Here is a 17,889-nt window from a genome sequence, read left to right on the forward strand (position 1 = left end):
GTACAAGATCAGCATTGCCAAACGCAACCGAGGATCCAGACCATGCTGACGCTGTTTCATTCCCCCCGCTCGCGCTCGTCGCGTATCGTCACCCTGCTTCGCGAACTCGAAGCCCTCGACAAGGTCGCGATCGAGATTGTCGACATCACCCGCGGCGACGGCAGCGGCCGCAAGGATCCGAGGAACCCACATCCGGAAGGCAAGGTGCCGCTGCTCGTTCACGACGGCGTGGTGATCTGGGAGAGCATCGCGATCATCCAGTACCTGACGAATCTCTTCCCGGAAAAGAAGATGGCGCCGGTTGCCGGCGACCCGCAGCGTGGTCGGTATCTAAGCTGGCTCGCCTGGTATGCCGGCGTCGTCGAGCCGGTGCTGATCGCACAGGCAGCCGGGATCTCGCATCAATTTCTGGATTCTACCTTCCGCGGCCCGGCGGAACTGGCGGCACGCCTCGAAACCGCACTCACGGATAGCCCGTATCTGATGGGGGAGCGATACACGGCTGTCGATCTGCTGCTGCATTCGCCCTTTGCCTGGTACCCCGCGGCGACGCCGGACAGCGATGTGGTCCGGTCCTGGGTTAAGCGGTGCGGGGAGCGGCCGTCGCTGCAATGGACCGCCGACTACGATGCCCGCACCATGGCTGCAGCCTGATCGCTGGCACTGGACGGCGACCTATCCGCAAACGCTCATCGCTTGAACCACGATCAGCTTAAGTCTGCATCCGGGATGGTCGCGACGCGGGTGGGGCGGCCGGACTTTCATTCGCAGGCAAGCGCCGCCTGGCACTAAGGTTTGTATGTGACCACCCGGTTGCGCCCACTCGTCTTTGCTTCGTAGAGGGCTGCGTCCGCCCATTGCTGCAGTGTTTCCGAGGAAACGATATTGTCGCCCTTTTCAAGGATAGAGACCCCGATGCTGACGGTAACGTATGGAGCAACGCTCGACCGAGGGTTAGGGAGCGAGGCGGCCTCGACGCGGCTTCGAATTTGCTCCGCGATCTTTGCCGCCTCCTGTTCGTCGGCTCCTCGAAGAAGAACAAGAAACTCTTCACCGCCGTAACGGGCAACTTGGTCGCGCTCATCGCGCAAACTGCTTTGGATAATACCGGCCACCTTTACAAGGCAGCGGTCACCTTCCGCATGGCCAAGGCTGTCATTGAGCTGCTTGAAGTGATCAATGTCGCACATCAGGATCGCCACCGCTTCTGCCTGCTCAAGCTCGTTGATTCCGACCCGATGAAGCGCTTCCATCATCCAACGGCGATTTGCGATCCCTGTCAGCGCATCGGTCCTGGCAAGTAGTTCCAATCGCCCATTGGCGTCCGTCAGATCGGCCAGGCGCGCGCGGTCGCGCAATTCGAGCAGAAACGTTTTGTGGCTGAGGATGTTTGCAGTGCGGCGAGCTACGACCGTCGCCCCAACGCCGCTCGCGAAGAAGTGCGTTCCCGCGAGTGCGCTTCCTTGCGAGACATGCGGGTTTTGCAGTTGCAGCACGAGAAAAAGGCCGATCGCCGCCAGCACGATCGAGATCGTCCATTCGAGTGGAACCGGGAAGACTATGATTGCGCTCGCCGCAACGAACAGCATGATTGTCAGGTGGCGCTCATAATATTCACCAGCTGCCGCTACGCCGACCAGAGCTACCGATAGCAAGATGAGAAACACGCCAAGATGGATAGCGGTGCCCTCGATCCAGCGCGTGCGCGGCTTTAGAAATACAGCCGCCGTAGCAAGCGCGGCCGGCGGGAGGATCAAGGCCGGCTTAAGCATGGCGGCCACGACTTCAGATGGCAGAAGGATCGCGTTGACCGCTAGCGTGAGAACGTCGAGTACGACGACCCAGATCATCCACGCGCGGATGATCTTCGATGTCTGAGGCCACGATCGCAGGCGAAAAATACTGGAAAGCTCAGGATTCAAGCGAATATCGCGCGTACGCCCGGCAAGAAGGCGATCGACTTCATCGACAACGGAGGATTTCGGCGGTTGAAGTGCGGATATCCCATCCTTCCTTGACGTTCCTATTGTCTTGAGAGGGTCCATAGCATTGATTTAGGCTCATGTCTGTTTGAAGCAAGAACGACGGACGGTCTCGCGTAAAAATGGCCTCACAAGCTTAACGCTGGATGTAGCATCGCACTGCGCGATCTGCTGGTTGTTCCACGTCAGAACATTTTGCCGATATCGCGGACGGCGCGTTCAGCTAGGCCAAGGAAGGGCATGCGTGCGTGGCGCAGCATGCGATCCTGCGCACTGCATCGCCGCTCGGCGAGCGGTTGCAACGCGACAGCGGTGCCCTATTTTCCCATTTGAATAGCAAGGCCGGGGCTTATCTGTCCGCAAGGGAGGCGGCGATGGATGAAGATCCGATCTGGGAGCTAGAGCGTCGGCTCTGGCTTGAAGGCATTTCCGTGTACGAGGCGCATCTTCACGAGGGCGCGCGCATGATTTTCCCGGGGATGGGAATTCTTGACCGTTCTGCAATCCTCGACAGCCTGCGCGACGCTCCCCGCTGGGACCACGTCGACATGTGCAACCGCCAACTCGCCGATGCTGGAGGTTTTGTTTTCCTCGCATACGCTGCAATCGCGCGCAGGGGTGACAGCCCCCCATATAAGGCGTTCTGCGGCTCGGCCTATGTCCGAAAGCACCTCGGAGCGATCATGATCGCCCATCAGCAGACGCTTATGGACTAGTTGACGCATGGATCGCCACTGCTGCGGTCGTCTGGCTACATCGATCTCGTGCGGGTGCTTCGCCAGCTTTAGGAAAAACGTCCTCCTTATACGATCTCGCTCACCTCGCGTGTCGCGCGAGCGCATCATGTCGTGGCAGAAATCCTGCACGTTCTGTCGTTTGGGCCGAGCGCACCAGTTGGTATATTCAACGCGACTTGCGGGCAGCCTCGTCCGCGCGCACCTATCACCGCGACCTGCCCGATGCGGAACTGCATCTGCTTGAAGGGGCCGGCCACTGGCGTTTGGAAACCCATTTCGACACGGCGCTGCCGCTGGTGCGCAAGTTTCTTGCTCGCCACTACGCCTGACGGGCGGCGCCCGGTCCGTTTGTAGATCTGCTTTGGAAAGGACGAGCAATGACTGAAATCGTTTGTGAAATCATGCTGACGATCGACGGCGCGGCGCGCGGCGAGAAATCGCCAGCTTATTACGGTTACACCGGACCCGAATTCATGGCGTGGCTGGCAAAAAAAAACGCGCAGACCCATCGCACGTTGATCGGTCGCAAGACCCTCGATGCGTTGAGCAGCATACCCGCGGCCTATCAAGATGACGGCTATCGCCGGATGACCGAAAATCCGGGCTGGGTCGTTTCCTCCACGCTCAGCCGCGTGACCTGGCCGGGCCTGACGGTGCTGGGGTCCAGATTTCTCGATACGCTTCGCGCGGAGCGCGCGGGCGAAGGTCCTGAAATCCGCACGATGGGGAGCCTGTCCATCGTCCGGCAGTTGCTCGCGGCAGGTCTGCTGGACCGCCTCCGCCTGATCTATTGTCCGCTGATCCTGCCGCAGTCGGGCGTCGAGCCATTCTTCCGGGGCATGCCTGACCAAAAGTTCAAGCTCAGGGATCATCGCATTCTCGATGAGGAAGTCGTTGTGCTTGACTACGCGCCTGACGGTAGGCCGCACTATTCCTGATAGCACGCGCTTGCCGCGGCGCTTATTCTTGGGATGTCCAGACCGGTGTGAACGAGACGCCGCGCAGCCCGGCGTCGCGGACCTTCGCGACGAAGCTGTCGCTGACATAGACCGGCGAAGCGCGTTTCCGTAGCTTGAATATCTCTGCGGTTCCGATGACCTCCTCCTTGAACACATATCGTTCGATATCGAGGATGTCCCCGTCGTCGAAATAGATGATGCTCGATTTTTCCGTGTCGAGGGCGTCGAGGATGGTGGTGACGTTGAACAGCCAGACCTCCTCGCCTTTCAGCGGCAGGAGCTGCCCGTAGAGGGTCAGAACCGGCGCCAGCGCGTCGACGGCGGGTTTCCTCAGAATGGGCGCATGCTCGCCCAGCCAGGGGAAATCGGAGTAGCTCGGTTTCTTGGCCCCATCCTCCGCCCTCACTATCCTCATGACGGGGGCAGCCCAATCGCGGATCACTCGTCCATCCATCGCAAGGAAGGTTTCGAAGTCCTCGTTGTCGACCGGGAAAATCCATTCCTGGTTTTCAAGGACGGCGAACGTATAGATCGTCATGGACATAGCCTGGTCCTCCTGATGGTCAGAACTCCGCGTGCATTTCGCGAAACAGCCGTGGGGCGATGCCGAAGCGGCGTTCGAAGGCTTCGCAGAAGCGTGTCGCCGGCGAGAGCCCGACCTCGACCGCCACCGATTTCAGGGAAAGCCCACGGCAGAGCAGCATGCGGGCGGCATCGAGGCGGGCCGTTTCGACGAAGCGCGCCGGGGTTTGGCCGGTTGCTGCAACGAATTTGCGATGGAACGTCCGCTCGCTGAGCCCGGCGCGCTCTGCCAGTCTGGGGACCTCCAGCGGCGAGCCGAGGTTTGCCAATATCCAGGCGATCAGGTCCGCGAAGGGGCTATCGGCCTTCACCTGCGCCTGGAGCAGCGGGCTGAACTGCGACTGATAGCCGGGGCGGCGTGCATAGAGCACGAGCCGCTTGGCGACCGCGCCGGCAATGTCGGCCGACAGATCCTGCGCGACCATGGCGAGCGCCATGTCGATGCCGGTGGTCACGCCGGCGGAGGTCCACAGCCGGCCGTCGACGACATAGAGCGCATCCGGGTCGACGGTGACGGCGGGAAAGGTTGCGGCCAGCGGCGTGCAGGCATCCCAGTGGGTGGCGACACGATGCCCGTCGAGCAGGCCGAGCCGCGCAAGGATAATGGCGCCCGAACAGACCGAGCCGAACCGTCGCGCCTTGCGGGCGAGGTCCGGAACCCAGGCCGCCCAGACGGAATCGGCCAGAACCGGCAGCAGATGCTCGCTCTCCGCGCCGGCGACGAGAAGCGTATCAACCGCCTCCCGGGATCGCTCTTCGAGGCTTTGCGTGTGGACGGCAACGCCGCTGCTGCTCGTCACCGGTCCTCCCGCCGCCGATATCAGGTCGATGGCATAGAATGGCGGCTTGCCACTCACGCCCAGAGCGCGGTTGGCGCCGGTGAAGACCGAGATCGGCCCGGACGTGTCGAGAAGCTCGAAGCCGGGATAGACGATGAAGGCGAGGCGGTGCATTGGCGGAAAATACGCTGTTTATGTCATTTCCGCCAGAGCAGAGGGCCGATACCCTGACGGTTGCTGCAATACCGGATCGGAGCGCCGTATGTTCACGCGCTATCTTCTCCTCGCCGGCCTGGCGCTCGTCGTCCTGCCGCTGGCGGGCTTCGGCCTTTGGTTGGCGACCTTACCGGCCGCACCTGTCACCTTTGCGCCGCCGGCCATCCCGCTGGCGGAAACGGATGCCATGCTGGCGGCGCTGAAGCCGCCGAAGCGGGCCAGGCCGCTTGTTGCTGTCGTCGGCATCAACGATGCCACGGAGACAACGGACTATTTGATGCCCGTGGGCATCCTGCGCCGTGCTGATATCGCCGACGTGGTGACTCTTTCGACCGAGGCCGGTCCGGTCAAACTCTATCCGGCGCTGACCGTCGAGGCCGAAGCGACGATCGAGGCGTTCGACGCGCTCCATCCTGAGGGAGCCGATTATGTGATCGTTCCGGCGATGAGCCACGACGAGGACCCGCTCGTCACGGCCTGGCTGCGCAGGCAGGCGGAGGGTGGGGCCGTTGTCGTCGCGGTCTGCGCCGGGGCGAAGATTGTCGCCGCCGCCGGGCTGCTCGACGGTCGGCGGGCGACCACCCATTGGTACTATCTCGAGAATCTGCTCAAGCGGCATCCTTCGATCCGCTATGTGCCGGACGGGCGCATGGTGGTGGACCGGGGCGTCGCGACTACCACGGGCATCACGGCCTCGATGCCGATGGTGCTCACCTTGATCGAGGCGATTGCCGGCCGCGGCAAGGCGGAAGCGATTGCGGGCGATCTGGGGCTGGGCAGTTGGGATTCCCGCCATGACAGCGGTGCCTTCCGCCTGACCCGCCCCTTTGCCAAGACCGTGCTGCGCAACCGCCTTGCCTTCTGGAGCCGGGATCGGTTCGGCATCGCCCTTGAGCCGGGAATGGATGAGGTCTCGCTCGCGCTGGTGGCCGATGCCTGGTCGCGCACCTACCGTTCGAGTGTGGAATTGTTTGCGGCTTCGTCGGGAGCCGTGACGACGCGCAACGGCGTGCGTGTCCTTCCGGACAAGATCGCCAATACCTGGCCCGGCCAGCGGCTGAGCGTGGACGAACAGCCGGCCAAGGCCTTGGACGGCGCGTTGCAGGAGATCGCCGCTCGCCATGGTCGGGACACCGCCGATGTCGTCGCCATGCAGCTCGAATACCCGCAACGGGGATCAGGACCATGAAGGCATTGATCGCAGGCGCCGGCATCGGCGGGTTGACCGCGGCCCTCTTCCTGCACCGGGCGGGGATCGACGTGGGGATATTCGAGCGTGCCTAGGCGGTGCGTGAACTGGGTGTCGGCATCAACATGCTGCCGCACGCCGTCGGCCTTCTGGCCGAACTCGGGCTGATGGACGCACTTGACGCGGCGGGAATCCGCACGCGCGAATTGATCTATGCGAACCGGTTCAGCCAGGTCGTCTGGCGGGAACTGCGCGGGATCGAGGCCGGCCATGCCGTGCCGCAGTTCAGCATCCATCGCGGCAGGCTGTTGGGCCTTATCCACCAAGCGGTGATCGAGCGGCTGGGGCCGGCGAGCATCCGCACGGGATGCCGCGTGGACGGCTTTGCGCAAGAGGGCCAGGGCATGACCGTTCACCTGTCCGAAGGCGGACGCACCGTGCAGGCCGAGGGTGACCTGCTGATCGGCGCCGACGGCATTCATTCGACCGTGCGCGCAGCGCTTTATCCCGCGGAAGGCACGCCCACCTGGAACGGTGTCATGCTGTGGCGCGGTGCCACACGCTGGCCGGCGTGGCGGGACGGCCGCACCATGGCGATCGCCGGCGGCAACCATGCCAAATTCGTTTTCTACCCGATCGGCGAGGACCCTGATAGTCCGGCCATGCGCGTCACCAACTGGGCCGTGATGGCCCGCAGTTCCGCGCCACAGGCGGGTCACTTCACCCTGGCGGACTGGAGCCGTCCGGGGGACCTCGCACAGGTCCTGCCCTTCGTGCGGGATCGTTTCCGCCTGGATTACGTCGATCCAGTGGAGATCATCCGCGCCACCGGCGCCTTCTACGAATATCCCAACTGCGACCGGGAGCCGCTGCCGCGCTGGTCGTTCGGGCGCGTTACCCTGTTGGGAGACGCCGCCCACCCGATGTATCCGGTGGGCTCGAACGGCGCGAGCCAGGCTATTCTCGACGCCCGCGCGCTGGCGGAGCATCTGCGAACCCATATGTCGGTCGAGGCTGCGCTCAGCGCTTACGATATGGAGCGCCGTCCGCTTACATCGCAGATCGTCCTGTCGAACCGCGGGGGCGGGCCGGAAGGCGTGATCGATCTCGTCGAGGCGCGCGCGCCGGACGGTTTCGACGATATCGATGCGGTCGCATCCTATGAGGAACGCGAGCAGGTCGTGCGCGGCTATGCGAGCCTTGCGGGGTTTGCCTCGGGCAATCCGCAAGGCGAGGCCGAAGCGGAAAAGTCCGAACGATCGTAAAGGTGGAACCATGTATGACCGGACACAACATCTTCTTTTCCTTCTCGTCGAGACGGCCCTCTTCGTGGCCGCTTCGCTGGTCCATGCCGGTATCCTTGTTTCCGGTTTCGAGCATGCGCGCGCCATGGTGGCCGAGGGTGTGATTGGGGCTGTACTCGCCGTCGGCGTGCTGGCATGCCTGATCCGGCCGGGGCATGCGGCGGTCGTGGCCCTTTCCGTTCAGTTCTTCGCGCTTCTCGGCACGCTGGTCGGCGCATTCACGATCTCGGTCGGGGTGGGGCCGCAGACGCGTGGCGATATCGCGTTCCATGCCCTGCTTCTCCTTGTCCTGCCGGCCGGAATTTTCGCCGCCTGGAAAGCTTGGCGACAACGACGCGCGGGCTAAGCCCTGCCGGAAAGACGAAAGCGTGGTCCACAATGTCGGATGGTGCCAATGTAGTTCGTCTTTTCTCATCGAAACATCGTGAACCACGAGGAGAACAGGACATGACGATCAATCGGCGGGAAACGCTCGGTTTGCTGGGCGCCGCGGTGGCGCTGCCCGGCGCGGCGTGGTCGCAGGCGACCGAAAACGAGATGGAGGCGCATCTTGAGGAGGCTCTGGAGGCCGGGCATGCACCGGGGCTGGTCGGCCTCTTGGCGCAGGGCAAGGACGTGCGAACCATCGTCCTTGGCCGCATGGCTGTCGACGGTCCGCCGATGCAGCGGGACTCGATCTTCCGCATCGCCTCTATGACCAAGCCGGTAACGACGGTCGCGACGATGATGCTCGTCGCCGACGGAAAGCTGAAGCTCGACGAGCCCGTCGACCGGCTCCTGCCCGAGCTTGTCGACCGCAAGGTGCTGCGCAGCCTCGACGGTCCGGTGGACGATACCGTCCCGGCAAGGCGCGCCATAACCGTCGAGGACCTGCTGACCTTCCGCGCGGGATACGGCCTGCTTCTCGTTCCCCCGGGCACCTATCCGGTGCAGAAGGACATCGCCCGGCTCGGCATCGTCGGCTTCGGCCCGCCGGACCCGCATATGCCCTACGATGGAGACGAATGGCTGAAACGCCTTGCCACCTTGCCGCTCTTCGCCCAGCCGGGCGAGCGGTGGCTCTACACAACCGCCTCGAACATTCTCGGCGTGCTGATCGCGCGCGCTGCGGGGGAATCCTTCGGCGATTTCCTTCAGGAACGCATCTTCCGGCCGCTCGGCATGAAGGATACCGCGTTCCATGTCCCGCAGGCCAAGATCGAGCGGCTGGTGACGGCCTACCGGCCGAAAGACGGTTCGCTCGAAGTCTGGGACGAACCGGCGACCGGTGGCTGGAGCAAGCCTCCTGCCTTCGAGCAGGGGGACGGTGGGCTGGTCTCCACGGCCGACGACTATCTGGCGTTCGTCCGCATGCTGCTGGCGGCCGGCGAGCATGAAGGGCGCCGGTTATTGTCCGCGGAGGCGGTCGCTGCGATGACGCGCGATCACCTGACGCGGACGCAGCGCAAGGATGGCGAGATCATCCTTCAGGAGGGGCAGGGCTGGGGTTACGGTATGTCGGTCGCCGTGGATAAAACGCCCGGTGGAGGGCCGGCCGGCACCATCGGCTGGAGCGGCGGCTTCGGCACCAAGTGGCAGAGCGATCCCGCCAGGCAGCTGACGACGATTCTCCTGACGCAGCGCATGTTCGACGGGCCGAAGCCGGTGACGATCTTCAACCGGTTCGAGCAGGATGCGCGCAGGATCGCCGGATGACGCTCGAAACTTACTTCGCCTATGCCGCCATCTGCCTTGTCGCGACCATCGTGCCGGGGCCGACCAACATGATGATCCTCGCCAACGGAATGCGCCATGGTGTCCGGGCCGGTCTGCTGAATGTTGGGGGGACGATCGCCGGCCTCGCCGTGATGATCACGATATCCGGCCTGGGTCTGGCGTCCCTCATTGCGCTGGCTGGTCGCTGGTTCGATTGGCTCAGGCTGGCAGGCGCCGCCTATCTATGCTGGATCGGCTGGAAGATGATCCGCGATCAGGGTACGTCCGAATATTCGGGGGCCGCATCGCCGCGAAGAGGGTTCTTTCTGCAAGGCCTGCTTGTGTCGCTAAGCAACCCGAAGCAGCTCTTGTTCTTTGGCGCGCTCCTGCCGCAGTTCATCGATCCTGGCCGCGGTCAGTTGTGGCAGATAATGATCTTCGGAGGAACCGCGATTGTCTTTTGCGTGCTCTCGGACGGCAGCTATGCCCTTGTCGCGGGGCACATCGGGCGCCGCTTGGATGGGGCGGCAAGACGCGCCATTGGCTGCATCGGGGGAGGGGTGTTGATATTGGGCGGTGCCTGGCTTGCTTCTACGCGGTTCCGTTAGCCGCGTTCAAATGAACGGCGACAGGGCTGCTGGGACGCCGAGAACGATGGCGAGGCTGAGCACTATGGCCGCTACCAGTTTCACTCGCGTGCGTTTGCGCGTCGTTTCGCCGGTCCAGTCGTAGGCCATGGTCGTCCCTTCATAGGCATGCAAGCCGCATTGAGATTCGCGGAAGCGCAAATCTGTCTTTGGCACCGGCGCGACACAACCCGTTAAATCTTGTGCTCTGGGTGGCGGATAGGGAAAACCCGGGAGCGACTCGTATCGCTCGACCGGGTCCCTGCGGGATTGATCTGATCTAGGCATCAAGTCGATCCGTGCAGCTCGTATGTTGGAAAATTTCGAGATCCTGGTTCCGGTGTGCTCGCAACAGCGGGCGTGCGCTTCCTTGAGAATTTGGCGGGCGCGATAAGCGTCGAATGGGATGGCCTCATTGGCGAGCCTGAGCTGCTCAAGCCGCTTGTCTATATCGCCAATCGCGCGGGCCAGATCGTCGGCCGGCGCGTGTTTTAGCGCGAAGCGGCGAGAGTGCCGGTGCGACATGTTCATTCCTCGAATCAGGCTCCATCATGGAGCGCAGCCAACCTATCCTCCTGCTCGGGCGATCCAAGCTACCGGAGATTGCGAGCGGCGCTTTGGTCTCCGAAATCTAAATGCTCTCGAACCGCTGTGCTCAACTGTGCCACTTCCACACACTGACTCTGCGGGATTGAGCGCCTGCAAGGATCGGGCTAGGGTCGGGCATGGCGATGCTCAGAGACATCGGTGGCCTCGTGGCATTGGCGGCACGACTTTTCGCCCGCTTCTGGCCGCAACTCATGCTGATTGCGGCGCTCCGGCTCATCGCGCGCGCTCTCCTCCTCGAGGCGGCCGTCAGCGTCGGGCTGAAGGCGCCCCTCGGCGGGATGGTGGTGCTTTCGCTGGTCGTGCTCGTCAAGCTGCTTGTGGTCATCGGCATGTTCGCCACCCTCACTCCCGGCCTGCCGGCGCTTGCCGCCCTGCGCGGAACGGCTCCAGCCGCGGCTGCGCCGGCGCGGAAGGGGCAGGCGACCAACCGGCTCTTGCTGATCACCGCTGCGGCCATCCTGCCGTTCTTCGCCTATTATGCCGCATGGGGTTTCCTGGCGGATACGGTCCGTGAATATTCGCGTCTTGCGTTGGACCGGGTGGCATCCGGGGAGCGGGTGCAGATATTTGAGCTCCTCCGCTCGCGCAGCCTGATCGCGGCGATCGCGGTATGCTGGCTGGTGCGTTGGTTCGCAAAGCGCGCCGACAGCCGCACTCCCTCATCCTGGCTGCGCCTCGTGATCGTCGCGGTGGATGCGAGCTGGATCTTCATCGGCCTTTACGCGCTCGACAAATGGAAGGACGACCTGATCGCCTGGATCGGCGCCGGCGCCGTTCTCGAAGGGGTGGAAACGAGCCTTTCCGGACTTGTCCGGGAAGCACACGCCGCGGCAGGCGACGTGCCGGTGGAATAATTTGGCTCATCCAATAGATAATTTATGACGCAGCTGTGACCATTTCCCGGTAATATTATTGTGGCCGTGAAGGATGTCCGCATCCTGCTTTCATTGATCGGGTGGATGGCAGCCTGCCAATACATCGACTGTTTGCCGTTGGTCCCGCGCTCAAGCCGATCGGTGAGAGCGTGCTTTTTTTCGTCAGATGCGTTGCTTGGAACAATCGACCGCTTCCCTGACGTGGTGATGTTGGCCGGATTGAAACCGGTAACGGTTCCTGAGCGGTATGCAGCCGCGATGATTCACGAGCCCTTTGAAATCCCGCCACACTTGTAACTCTCACCCGGCAGTCTGCCCGAGATAGTGTTCCAGGATCGCGATCTTTGGAACCGCGAAGCTATGAGAGGGTTGGAGAGGACGATGCGCAAGCAACGAAAGATCTCGCTTCGTCGCCCAGACCTATGGTGGATGAAGCTCTTCTCCGCAGTTTCGCGGCGCCCAACACCTCGATACCCAACGGAAGGAGACTGACAATGCAACACCCTGTTGTTTCACACAATGACTGGCTGACGGCCCGTCGGGCCTTGCTAAAGGCAGAGAAAGAGCTCACTCGTCATCGCGACGAGGTCGCTCAAAAGCGGCTTGCGCTGCCATGGGTGCGGATCGAGAAGGAGTACGTGTTCGATACGCTGGATGGCCCGCGCGCGCTCACCGATCTCTTCGACGGGCGATCCCAGCTTCTGGTGCAGCACTTCATGTTCGCGCCGGGATGGAAGGAAGGCTGCCCGAGCTGCTCTTACATGGCCGATCACACCGACGGCCTGAACAAGCATCTGGCGCATCACGATGTCACCATGCTCGCGGTCTCGCGCGCACCGCTCGCCGACATCGAGCGCTATCGCAAACGCATGGGCTGGCAGTTCAAATGGGTGTCGTCTTTCGGCAGCGACTTCAACTATGATTTCCGCGTCAGCTTCACGCCCGAGGAGGTCGCCAGCGGGCATATCGACTACAATTTCGGTGAGTGGCACGAACTCGGCGAGGAGTGGCCGGGCGTCAGCGCATTCTATAAGGACGATGCAGGCCAGGTCTTCCGCACTTACTCCACTTTCGGGCGCGGCGTAGAGGTGATGATGGGCACTTACAACATGCTCGATCTCGCTCCGAAGGGCCGGAACGAGGCGGAGGGAATGGACTGGGTTCGTCGCCACGATCGCTATGAGTGATCCGTGATGAGCGTCGACTATGCTGTCTCCTTCAAGGGCCAAACCTCGACGACACCATGTGCGACCGCGCAGGGAACGCCTGAGACCTTTTCGATGGCTTCGGCGAGATCGGCAGCCTCGATGATAGCAAAGCCGGCGATCGGCAGCGCGGACGACAGGAACGGACCTTCACGGGTTTCCATGCCACCGCCCTCTGGATTGCGAACCTGCACCGGTGGGCCTGCAATGCCCATGATCGCGCCTTCGGACCGCAGTTTTGCATCCCGGGCGTGCGCGGCGTCCCTTGCCGGCTGCGATGTGCGATCGTAGTCGGCGGCGGCGCCGTATCCGATTGTGATGAATCTCGGCATTGTCCTTTCTCCTTCGTGCGAGTGCGCGCCGCGCCATTTGCGGCCAAAGTCGTGCGCTCATCTGGATGCCGGTGTTCTTCGGCGCAGGTACTGCCGTGCAACGCGTCTTCCGGTTCGCCACAGGGCGAGGGACTGATCGACCGCAATGGCTCGGTTGCCTGAGAACCAGCACGGGGCGGCGCGAACGCATACCAAGCTACCGGACGAGTATACCGGCCCTCCGAAAGATAGTCAAAAATCCACCTTGAAACGGTTGTGGAGTTCCTTAACTGTGATGCGCTTATGGGAGGCATCTATGATCACTTATTTGTCAAAACGGCATTCCAGCCCGAGGAGTTGAGCGATCTCAAAGTGCTGTTCGATGACATCACATCGCAGCCCTGGTTCGATTCGTCTGATGGAGCGAGGGAGGCTTTCGCCAGATATCTCATCGAAACGTTCCCGTCTGGCGCCTTTGATGCCAGGAAACATCGCTCGGTGGTCGAAGCGTCGGCGCGAATGTTCTGCAGCAGCGACACGGCCGCATAAGGCAAAGCCCGATAGAGACCGAGACAGAACCGAGAAAATCGGCCCGGGAGCCACCTCGTATAGCTCGACCGGGCCTTGGCGCTCGATGGTTCAAGCACTATGGTACTCTGCCAGAGCCGGGTGCCGATGTTAATCCGGATCCACGTGCTGTCATGCACCGATCTTTCCGCTCACAATTGATGGTTCGGATCAACCATGAAGGCTGGGATGTCAACGTCCCTGCCTGCGAAGGCCTGCAGCAGTTCGATGCAGCGCCTGCGTTCCTCCTCGATTCCGTCGATAATCATTATCACGGGATCTTTCTGGCCGCGTGCCAAATGGCGAGCGGTGATGTTCCATGCTGTTCGCTCCGTGGTCGATGTAAAAATGCCCGCGATATCGTCCAATCTGTCTGTCCTGCCGATCAATTGGCGGCGGAGAATGCTTCGGCGTCCTTGCGCGAGCGTTGTCGTAGCACCAAAGGGGCACGATATCCTATCCACCGGATCCAGTGAACGTGCTTGTCACGCATGACGGTAGGCTGGTCGGCGGTTCATATCTCCTCACGAGCATTCAATAGAGCGGGAGCCATCATCTTATGGCCATTCGAACCCGAGGATTTCAGTCCCGTGACGCTTAGCCGCCATGGACTCGCGAGGTGATCGATGACCGCACATGCCGAACCGTGCGCAAAACGGCGAATAGGATGATCGGGACGACGCCGAAGAGCGCGGTCTTTGCGTGGTGCATGTCGACGCCGGCGGCCTGCAGGCTTTCGAGACATGTCTTCAGGAGACCAATGCCATAACAGGTGATCGCCAAAACCGAGAATCCTTCAACGGCCTGCTGGATGTGAACCTGCGCTCTGGCGCGCTCCTCCACTGAGGCGAGCAAGGACGCGTTCTGGTCCTCGAGCTGAACCTGCACCGTGGTCCGAAGGAGATCCCCCGCGAGGCTTACGCGTTGACCGACGTCGTCCAAACGCCGTTCGGCGGCGAGAAACGATCGAACCGCTGGCTGGAAGCGTCGGTCGATGAAGGTTCCAATGCGCTGTCGCTGATTGGCTCTGACGCACATTTGCTGACGTGCCGCTCCTACGATGCGCCAATCAGTCGTGCTTGCAGCAAATCGAGCTTTGCTCTTCCATACATCTGGCGCTTGATGCGCTTCAGGCGTGTGATCTGACCTTCCGTTTGCCCATTTGACCATGGTGAGATGATTGCATTCCTTACCGCGTCGAGGCCCTTTTCGACGCCGCCAGCAAACGATCCGACCAGGCTGTTCCTAGCGGCTTCCAACCACTCGTCGAGCTTTCGCGCTGTTTTCGAGCGGATCATGGACTGGAAGTCACCGATGGCCGTGCGGGCGACCACAAGCTCCGGGACGTTCACTTCGATCGCCGCCACCAGGATCGCTTCGGACTTTGCAAGGTCATCGCGTGCGGTGGTCATGAGCCGCGCGATGACCCTTGTCGATGGCGTTCTGGCGAGCCCGCTCTGATTGGCCTTTTCCGCAAGTCGTCGGCGTTGCGCCCGTTGCGAGACGACGCCACTCTGCCCCGCAAAACCCTTTGTCTTCATCTCACGCCAGAGTGCCGAAGCGTTCCGTGCTCCTTCCTCCCAGCGGCTGTTGAGCCAGAGCAGCCAGCTATCCAGAGAGCTGGGTCGCGTTCGGAAAACGTCGAGACGCTGGCCCCTTAAAACGTCGCTAACGAGCTTCCGGCTATGGCCGGTTTGCCGCACGATCTGTCGAATTGATATAAGCTTCTTCGACAGCTCCCGGACCGCCTCGTTCGTTTCCTGGCGGCGTAGATATCCCTCATGCTGCAGCTTCTCAGCGTATGTCAGAAGCTTGGGATCAACGACATTGCTGCCGACGGCCTGTCTGATCTGCCGCATCGACTTGCCGACAGCGTCGAGGAAGGCCCGGCTGGAATTCTCCATCAGGTGCCACCGATCGGCGACCTGCGCAGCATCGGGCAATACCTTTGCTATGGCCTCACCATAGCCACCTCCCCGATCACGGGCGACAATCGATATCGACGGATGCTCGGCAAGCCATGTTCGAGACATATCAAGCGCACGATCCGGCAACAGCGTGACGGGTCTCCGCCGTTCAAGGTCACAAACAATCGTTCCGTAGGTTTGCCCGCGCCTGAAGGCAAAGTCGTCAATGCCTATAACGTTGAGGTCTTCGTTCCGATCACCAATACGGCGGCGAACCACCCGCAATAACGTGTCGTTGCTCACCGGCACCATTAGGCGATTGGCAAATGCTCCGGCAGGTCTACCGCCGCGCGCCAAGCCGAGATGGTGAACAATCGTCTCCAGCCGCTGGGTGTGTCGACCATAGCGAGCCAGCACGTTGTCACCAAACTGTTCGCAGAAGATACGGCGGCCACACAGTACGGCGTCACACCAGAACCGACGCGTCACGACTGTCAACTCGACCCGCCGGCCGCTGAGAGGTAAGTCAGCAGGTCGCCGCTCATATCGGCTTTGTATTCGTCGGCTTGCTCGCCCGCAGGCTGGACAAGCTGCTGATAGATTGCGCGATCGAAGCCGAACTTGAACACATTCCCCAACGATCTTCACTTCATCTACTGCAAAGCCGAACGGCGCGAGACTCGCATGCGGCATTCGATGGCCCATTGCTGATCCTCCGGTGAATCAGCAGAAACCTCCTTCCGGACAGCAGCAAATGTGAGTCAGAGCCAATTCTCAGTGGCAACGTATGGCCCGCCCTGTTCGCAAGTAGAATTTTAGATCCCTGTACAGTCTGCTTCAACGTATTCGGTCTCACGGTCACGCCGTGGCCAAGATGGATATCCGCACGTCCGGAGCCTCAATAATCAACACGGCTTCAATGAGCCATTGCCAATGCTGGGCTTTCCGCACGCCGGTCAACTGTCAGGCCATCTACGGTCCTTCTCGCAAACATCATGGGCTGCAGCTGGACGCAGCCAATCTTGTTACGCCGCGGTGGCGCCGTACGCTCGCTCGAATGGGCAGTCCTTTCGTAATACCGCCCAGGCAATGCGGGCGAGCTTGTTTGCCAGCGCCACGATCACGACGTTGCGGTGCATACCCCGGGAAAGCAGACCTCGGAGCCATTGCCCGACAGGGGTATCACTCCGACTGAGCGTCGGCATGGCCGCTCGCGCGCCTCGCGGTAAAGAGCCGACTAAGATGGTGAGCACCACAACAGGCCTCCATCGCGATAACACAGGTTGGCAGCTTCTCGACGAATTCGATCAATGTCTCTCGCCGTATCGTTCGACGGACAACCACAGCGCCGCGCTCATCTACCCCAACAACGCTGCAACTGTTCTTCCCGATGTCGATACCCAGTATGGAAATCTGCATGACACGGCTCCTTTCCCTTCAACAGAAGGACATCATACTCGATGTCCTCGGAAGGGCGGGCCATCCCATAATCAACAGAACGGGGTTATGCAGTCCGCCGTTGCTTTAGCGCCTTACGCGGAAGGCGGTTGCCGATCACGTCTTTTCAAACTCGTGGCAAAAGGCGGCGTAATAGCCCGAAAGCAATAGCGCACTGCGGCAGTTCACGCATTGGGCTGTAATCGTTCCCCGTTGCGCGCTCTAGTTTAGTCACGTGCAATGTACGCAATCACTTTTGTCTTCTGTCTACGACAAATCTGCGTTAAAATGCGCCGTATGGAGAGCGAGTTTCAGCTAGCCGTTATGTTTCTGCTGGTCGGCGTAATCTGGTTCGCCGCCATCGTGGTCGGCTTTTGGCTGATTAGTCGCCAGTAAGATCAATATCCGCCCGGGCTTGTGTGCCGCCGCCAGTGACCATGCTGTTAGGGCTTGGGTCCTGCATATATCGCGTCATGATCGCATAAGCCTCCCGCTGTCAGGATGCATCCGATTGCTGCACAGACGGTGAGGTACAAGACATTGCTCATCATCTCAGTTTAATCGATAGCGGTTGCAGAACGTTTGCCGAAATATATCAAGTTGTAATAGATGTAGCTGATAAGGTGTACGTCGATTTACACCCCCATTTGGGGTACCTTTTCAAGGAAGTTCGCGAATTGGACTGTAAACGTTCCGCGTTTCACGTTGAAATTTAGCGATACCGAATGTATTCAATCGGCTTTGTTCTTTGGCGTGCGACAGATACTAGTATCGAAGCGTCAAGTTTATGCTTTCGATGCTACGGGGTTCGATCTAATTATTTTCTGTTAAAATCTAGATTTAACTCGCTCGATATGACTATGCCGCCTTGCTTGTTCCTTCGGCAGCAAGTGCTAATGTTCAATCGCA

The 17,889-nt window shown here is 61.1% G+C and carries 17 protein-coding genes and 4 pseudogenes; 12 read left to right on the forward strand and 9 right to left on the reverse strand.

The genetic code is table 11. From position 1 onward, the window contains the following. Positions 1-42: 42 nt before the first annotated feature. Positions 43-654 (forward strand): glutathione S-transferase family protein, encoded by a 612-nt coding sequence (locus tag GR138_RS25300; protein ID WP_160862057.1) that lies wholly within the window; start codon positions 43-45, stop codon positions 652-654. Positions 655-788: 134 nt separating this feature from the next. On the opposite strand, the gene GR138_RS25305 is transcribed toward GR138_RS25300, so the two are convergent. Continuing rightward, the gene (locus tag GR138_RS25305) at positions 789-2,045 is read right to left on the reverse strand and encodes a GGDEF domain-containing protein (RefSeq protein WP_160862058.1); all 1,257 of its coding nucleotides are present in this window, start codon (positions 2,043-2,045) and stop codon (positions 789-791) included. A 185-nt stretch (positions 2,046-2,230) separates the two neighbouring features. Between GR138_RS25305 and GR138_RS25310 the strand changes: the two genes are divergently transcribed. The 3 genes from GR138_RS25310 to GR138_RS25320 all read left to right on the forward strand — a co-directional run bounded on the left by GR138_RS25310 (position 2,231) and on the right by GR138_RS25320 (position 3,657). Beyond that, positions 2,231-2,698: a hypothetical protein gene (locus GR138_RS25310; protein WP_160862059.1), complete on the forward strand. Its 468-nt coding sequence runs from the start codon at positions 2,231-2,233 to the stop codon at positions 2,696-2,698. Positions 2,699-2,895: 197 nt separating this feature from the next. Further along, entirely contained in the window at positions 2,896-3,048 is a 153-nt protein-coding gene (locus GR138_RS25315; RefSeq protein ID WP_420853721.1) for an alpha/beta fold hydrolase, read from the forward strand. A 48-nt stretch (positions 3,049-3,096) separates the two neighbouring features. Continuing rightward, on the forward strand, positions 3,097-3,657 hold the full coding sequence (locus tag GR138_RS25320) for a dihydrofolate reductase family protein (protein ID WP_160862060.1): 561 nt from the start codon (positions 3,097-3,099) through the stop codon (positions 3,655-3,657). A gap of 22 nt (positions 3,658-3,679) precedes the next feature. Here GR138_RS25320 and GR138_RS25325 read toward each other — a convergent pair whose 3' ends face one another. Next, complete coding sequence (locus tag GR138_RS25325) at positions 3,680-4,216, reverse strand: imm11 family protein (protein ID WP_246200711.1); 537 nt, start codon at positions 4,214-4,216, stop codon at positions 3,680-3,682. A 25-nt stretch (positions 4,217-4,241) separates the two neighbouring features. Continuing rightward, on the reverse strand, positions 4,242-5,213 hold the full coding sequence (locus tag GR138_RS25330) for a GlxA family transcriptional regulator (protein WP_160862062.1): 972 nt from the start codon (positions 5,211-5,213) through the stop codon (positions 4,242-4,244). Between the two features lie 88 nt (positions 5,214-5,301). Between GR138_RS25330 and GR138_RS25335 the strand changes: the two genes are divergently transcribed. The 5 genes and pseudogenes from GR138_RS25335 to GR138_RS25355 all read left to right on the forward strand — a co-directional run bounded on the left by GR138_RS25335 (position 5,302) and on the right by GR138_RS25355 (position 10,051). After that, positions 5,302-6,444, forward strand: coding sequence for a DJ-1/PfpI family protein (locus GR138_RS25335; protein WP_160862063.1), 1,143 nt, complete (start codon positions 5,302-5,304; stop codon positions 6,442-6,444). After that, a pseudogene (locus GR138_RS25340) lies at positions 6,441-7,709 on the forward strand (flavin-dependent oxidoreductase). The gene GR138_RS25335 and the pseudogene GR138_RS25340 overlap by 4 nt, the downstream one beginning before the upstream one ends. Before the next feature lie 10 nt (positions 7,710-7,719). Then, positions 7,720-8,094 (forward strand): hypothetical protein, encoded by a 375-nt coding sequence (locus GR138_RS25345; protein ID WP_160862064.1) that lies wholly within the window; start codon positions 7,720-7,722, stop codon positions 8,092-8,094. Positions 8,095-8,195: 101 nt separating this feature from the next. After that, complete coding sequence (locus tag GR138_RS25350) at positions 8,196-9,443, forward strand: serine hydrolase domain-containing protein (RefSeq protein WP_202402846.1); 1,248 nt, start codon at positions 8,196-8,198, stop codon at positions 9,441-9,443. Next, the gene (locus GR138_RS25355; RefSeq protein ID WP_160862065.1) at positions 9,440-10,051 is read left to right on the forward strand and encodes a LysE family translocator; all 612 of its coding nucleotides are present in this window, start codon (positions 9,440-9,442) and stop codon (positions 10,049-10,051) included. Before GR138_RS25350 ends, GR138_RS25355 begins: the two co-directional genes overlap by 4 nt. Positions 10,052-10,057: 6 nt before the next feature. On the opposite strand, the gene GR138_RS25360 is transcribed toward GR138_RS25355, so the two are convergent. Continuing rightward, positions 10,058-10,594, reverse strand: coding sequence for a hypothetical protein (locus tag GR138_RS25360; protein ID WP_210253454.1), 537 nt, complete (start codon positions 10,592-10,594; stop codon positions 10,058-10,060). A gap of 200 nt (positions 10,595-10,794) precedes the next feature. Here GR138_RS25360 and GR138_RS25365 point away from each other — a divergent pair. Together GR138_RS25365 and GR138_RS25370 are read left to right on the forward strand one after the other, a co-directional pair. Continuing rightward, positions 10,795-11,529: pseudogene (locus GR138_RS25365) on the forward strand (hypothetical protein); the annotation flags it as partial. 518 nt (positions 11,530-12,047) lie between these two features. Next, the gene (locus GR138_RS25370) at positions 12,048-12,740 is read left to right on the forward strand and encodes a DUF899 domain-containing protein (RefSeq protein WP_160862067.1); all 693 of its coding nucleotides are present in this window, start codon (positions 12,048-12,050) and stop codon (positions 12,738-12,740) included. A gap of 17 nt (positions 12,741-12,757) precedes the next feature. Here GR138_RS25370 and GR138_RS25375 read toward each other — a convergent pair whose 3' ends face one another. Further along, on the reverse strand, positions 12,758-13,090 hold the full coding sequence (locus tag GR138_RS25375; protein WP_160862068.1) for a YciI family protein: 333 nt from the start codon (positions 13,088-13,090) through the stop codon (positions 12,758-12,760). 282 nt (positions 13,091-13,372) lie between these two features. Here GR138_RS25375 and GR138_RS25380 point away from each other — a divergent pair, with 282 nt between their 5' ends. Beyond that, positions 13,373-13,618 (forward strand): hypothetical protein, encoded by a 246-nt coding sequence (locus tag GR138_RS25380; protein ID WP_160862069.1) that lies wholly within the window; start codon positions 13,373-13,375, stop codon positions 13,616-13,618. A gap of 170 nt (positions 13,619-13,788) precedes the next feature. Here GR138_RS25380 and GR138_RS25385 read toward each other — a convergent pair whose 3' ends face one another. The 4 genes and pseudogenes from GR138_RS25385 to GR138_RS30665 form a co-directional block, all read right to left on the reverse strand. Further along, positions 13,789-14,004, reverse strand: coding sequence for a hypothetical protein (locus GR138_RS25385; RefSeq protein ID WP_160862070.1), 216 nt, complete (start codon positions 14,002-14,004; stop codon positions 13,789-13,791). A 229-nt stretch (positions 14,005-14,233) separates the two neighbouring features. Further along, a pseudogene (locus tag GR138_RS25390) lies at positions 14,234-14,737 on the reverse strand (DUF3422 family protein); the annotation flags it as partial. Beyond that, positions 14,692-16,248 carry an ISL3 family transposase gene (locus GR138_RS25395; RefSeq protein WP_160862071.1) on the reverse strand — a complete coding sequence of 519 codons (1,557 nt, stop codon included), beginning with the start codon at positions 16,246-16,248 and terminating at the stop codon, positions 14,692-14,694. The gene GR138_RS25395 and the pseudogene GR138_RS25390, both read right to left, overlap by 46 nt. A gap of 528 nt (positions 16,249-16,776) precedes the next feature. Further along, a pseudogene (locus tag GR138_RS30665) lies at positions 16,777-16,962 on the reverse strand (IS110 family transposase); the annotation flags it as partial. Positions 16,963-17,889: the final 927 nt, after the last annotated feature.

The organism is Shinella kummerowiae (genome assembly GCF_009827055.1).
Lineage (GTDB): Bacteria > Pseudomonadota > Alphaproteobacteria > Rhizobiales > Rhizobiaceae > Shinella > Shinella kummerowiae.

What these genes read in the sequence shown, in the direction of transcription:
- GR138_RS25395 (WP_160862071.1), bottom strand. Translation starts at nt 16,248, where the DNA reads ATGGGCCATCGAATGCCGCATGCGAGTCTCGCGCCGTTCGGCTTTGCA.
- GR138_RS25370 (WP_160862067.1), top strand. Translation starts at nt 12,048, where the DNA reads ATGCAACACCCTGTTGTTTCACACAATGACTGGCTGACGGCCCGTCGG.
- GR138_RS25355 (WP_160862065.1), top strand. Translation starts at nt 9,440, where the DNA reads ATGACGCTCGAAACTTACTTCGCCTATGCCGCCATCTGCCTTGTCGCG.
- GR138_RS25300 (WP_160862057.1), top strand. Translation starts at nt 43, where the DNA reads ATGCTGACGCTGTTTCATTCCCCCCGCTCGCGCTCGTCGCGTATCGTC.
- GR138_RS25375 (WP_160862068.1), bottom strand. Translation starts at nt 13,090, where the DNA reads ATGCCGAGATTCATCACAATCGGATACGGCGCCGCCGCCGACTACGAT.
- GR138_RS25305 (WP_160862058.1), bottom strand. Translation starts at nt 2,045, where the DNA reads ATGGACCCTCTCAAGACAATAGGAACGTCAAGGAAGGATGGGATATCC.
- GR138_RS25350 (WP_202402846.1), top strand. Translation starts at nt 8,196, where the DNA reads ATGACGATCAATCGGCGGGAAACGCTCGGTTTGCTGGGCGCCGCGGTG.
- GR138_RS25325 (WP_246200711.1), bottom strand. Translation starts at nt 4,216, where the DNA reads ATGACGATCTATACGTTCGCCGTCCTTGAAAACCAGGAATGGATTTTC.
- GR138_RS25360 (WP_210253454.1), bottom strand. Translation starts at nt 10,594, where the DNA reads ATGTCGCACCGGCACTCTCGCCGCTTCGCGCTAAAACACGCGCCGGCC.
- GR138_RS25330 (WP_160862062.1), bottom strand. Translation starts at nt 5,213, where the DNA reads ATGCACCGCCTCGCCTTCATCGTCTATCCCGGCTTCGAGCTTCTCGAC.
- GR138_RS25380 (WP_160862069.1), top strand. Translation starts at nt 13,373, where the DNA reads ATGGGAGGCATCTATGATCACTTATTTGTCAAAACGGCATTCCAGCCC.
- GR138_RS25320 (WP_160862060.1), top strand. Translation starts at nt 3,097, where the DNA reads ATGACTGAAATCGTTTGTGAAATCATGCTGACGATCGACGGCGCGGCG.
- GR138_RS25335 (WP_160862063.1), top strand. Translation starts at nt 5,302, where the DNA reads ATGTTCACGCGCTATCTTCTCCTCGCCGGCCTGGCGCTCGTCGTCCTG.
- GR138_RS25345 (WP_160862064.1), top strand. Translation starts at nt 7,720, where the DNA reads ATGTATGACCGGACACAACATCTTCTTTTCCTTCTCGTCGAGACGGCC.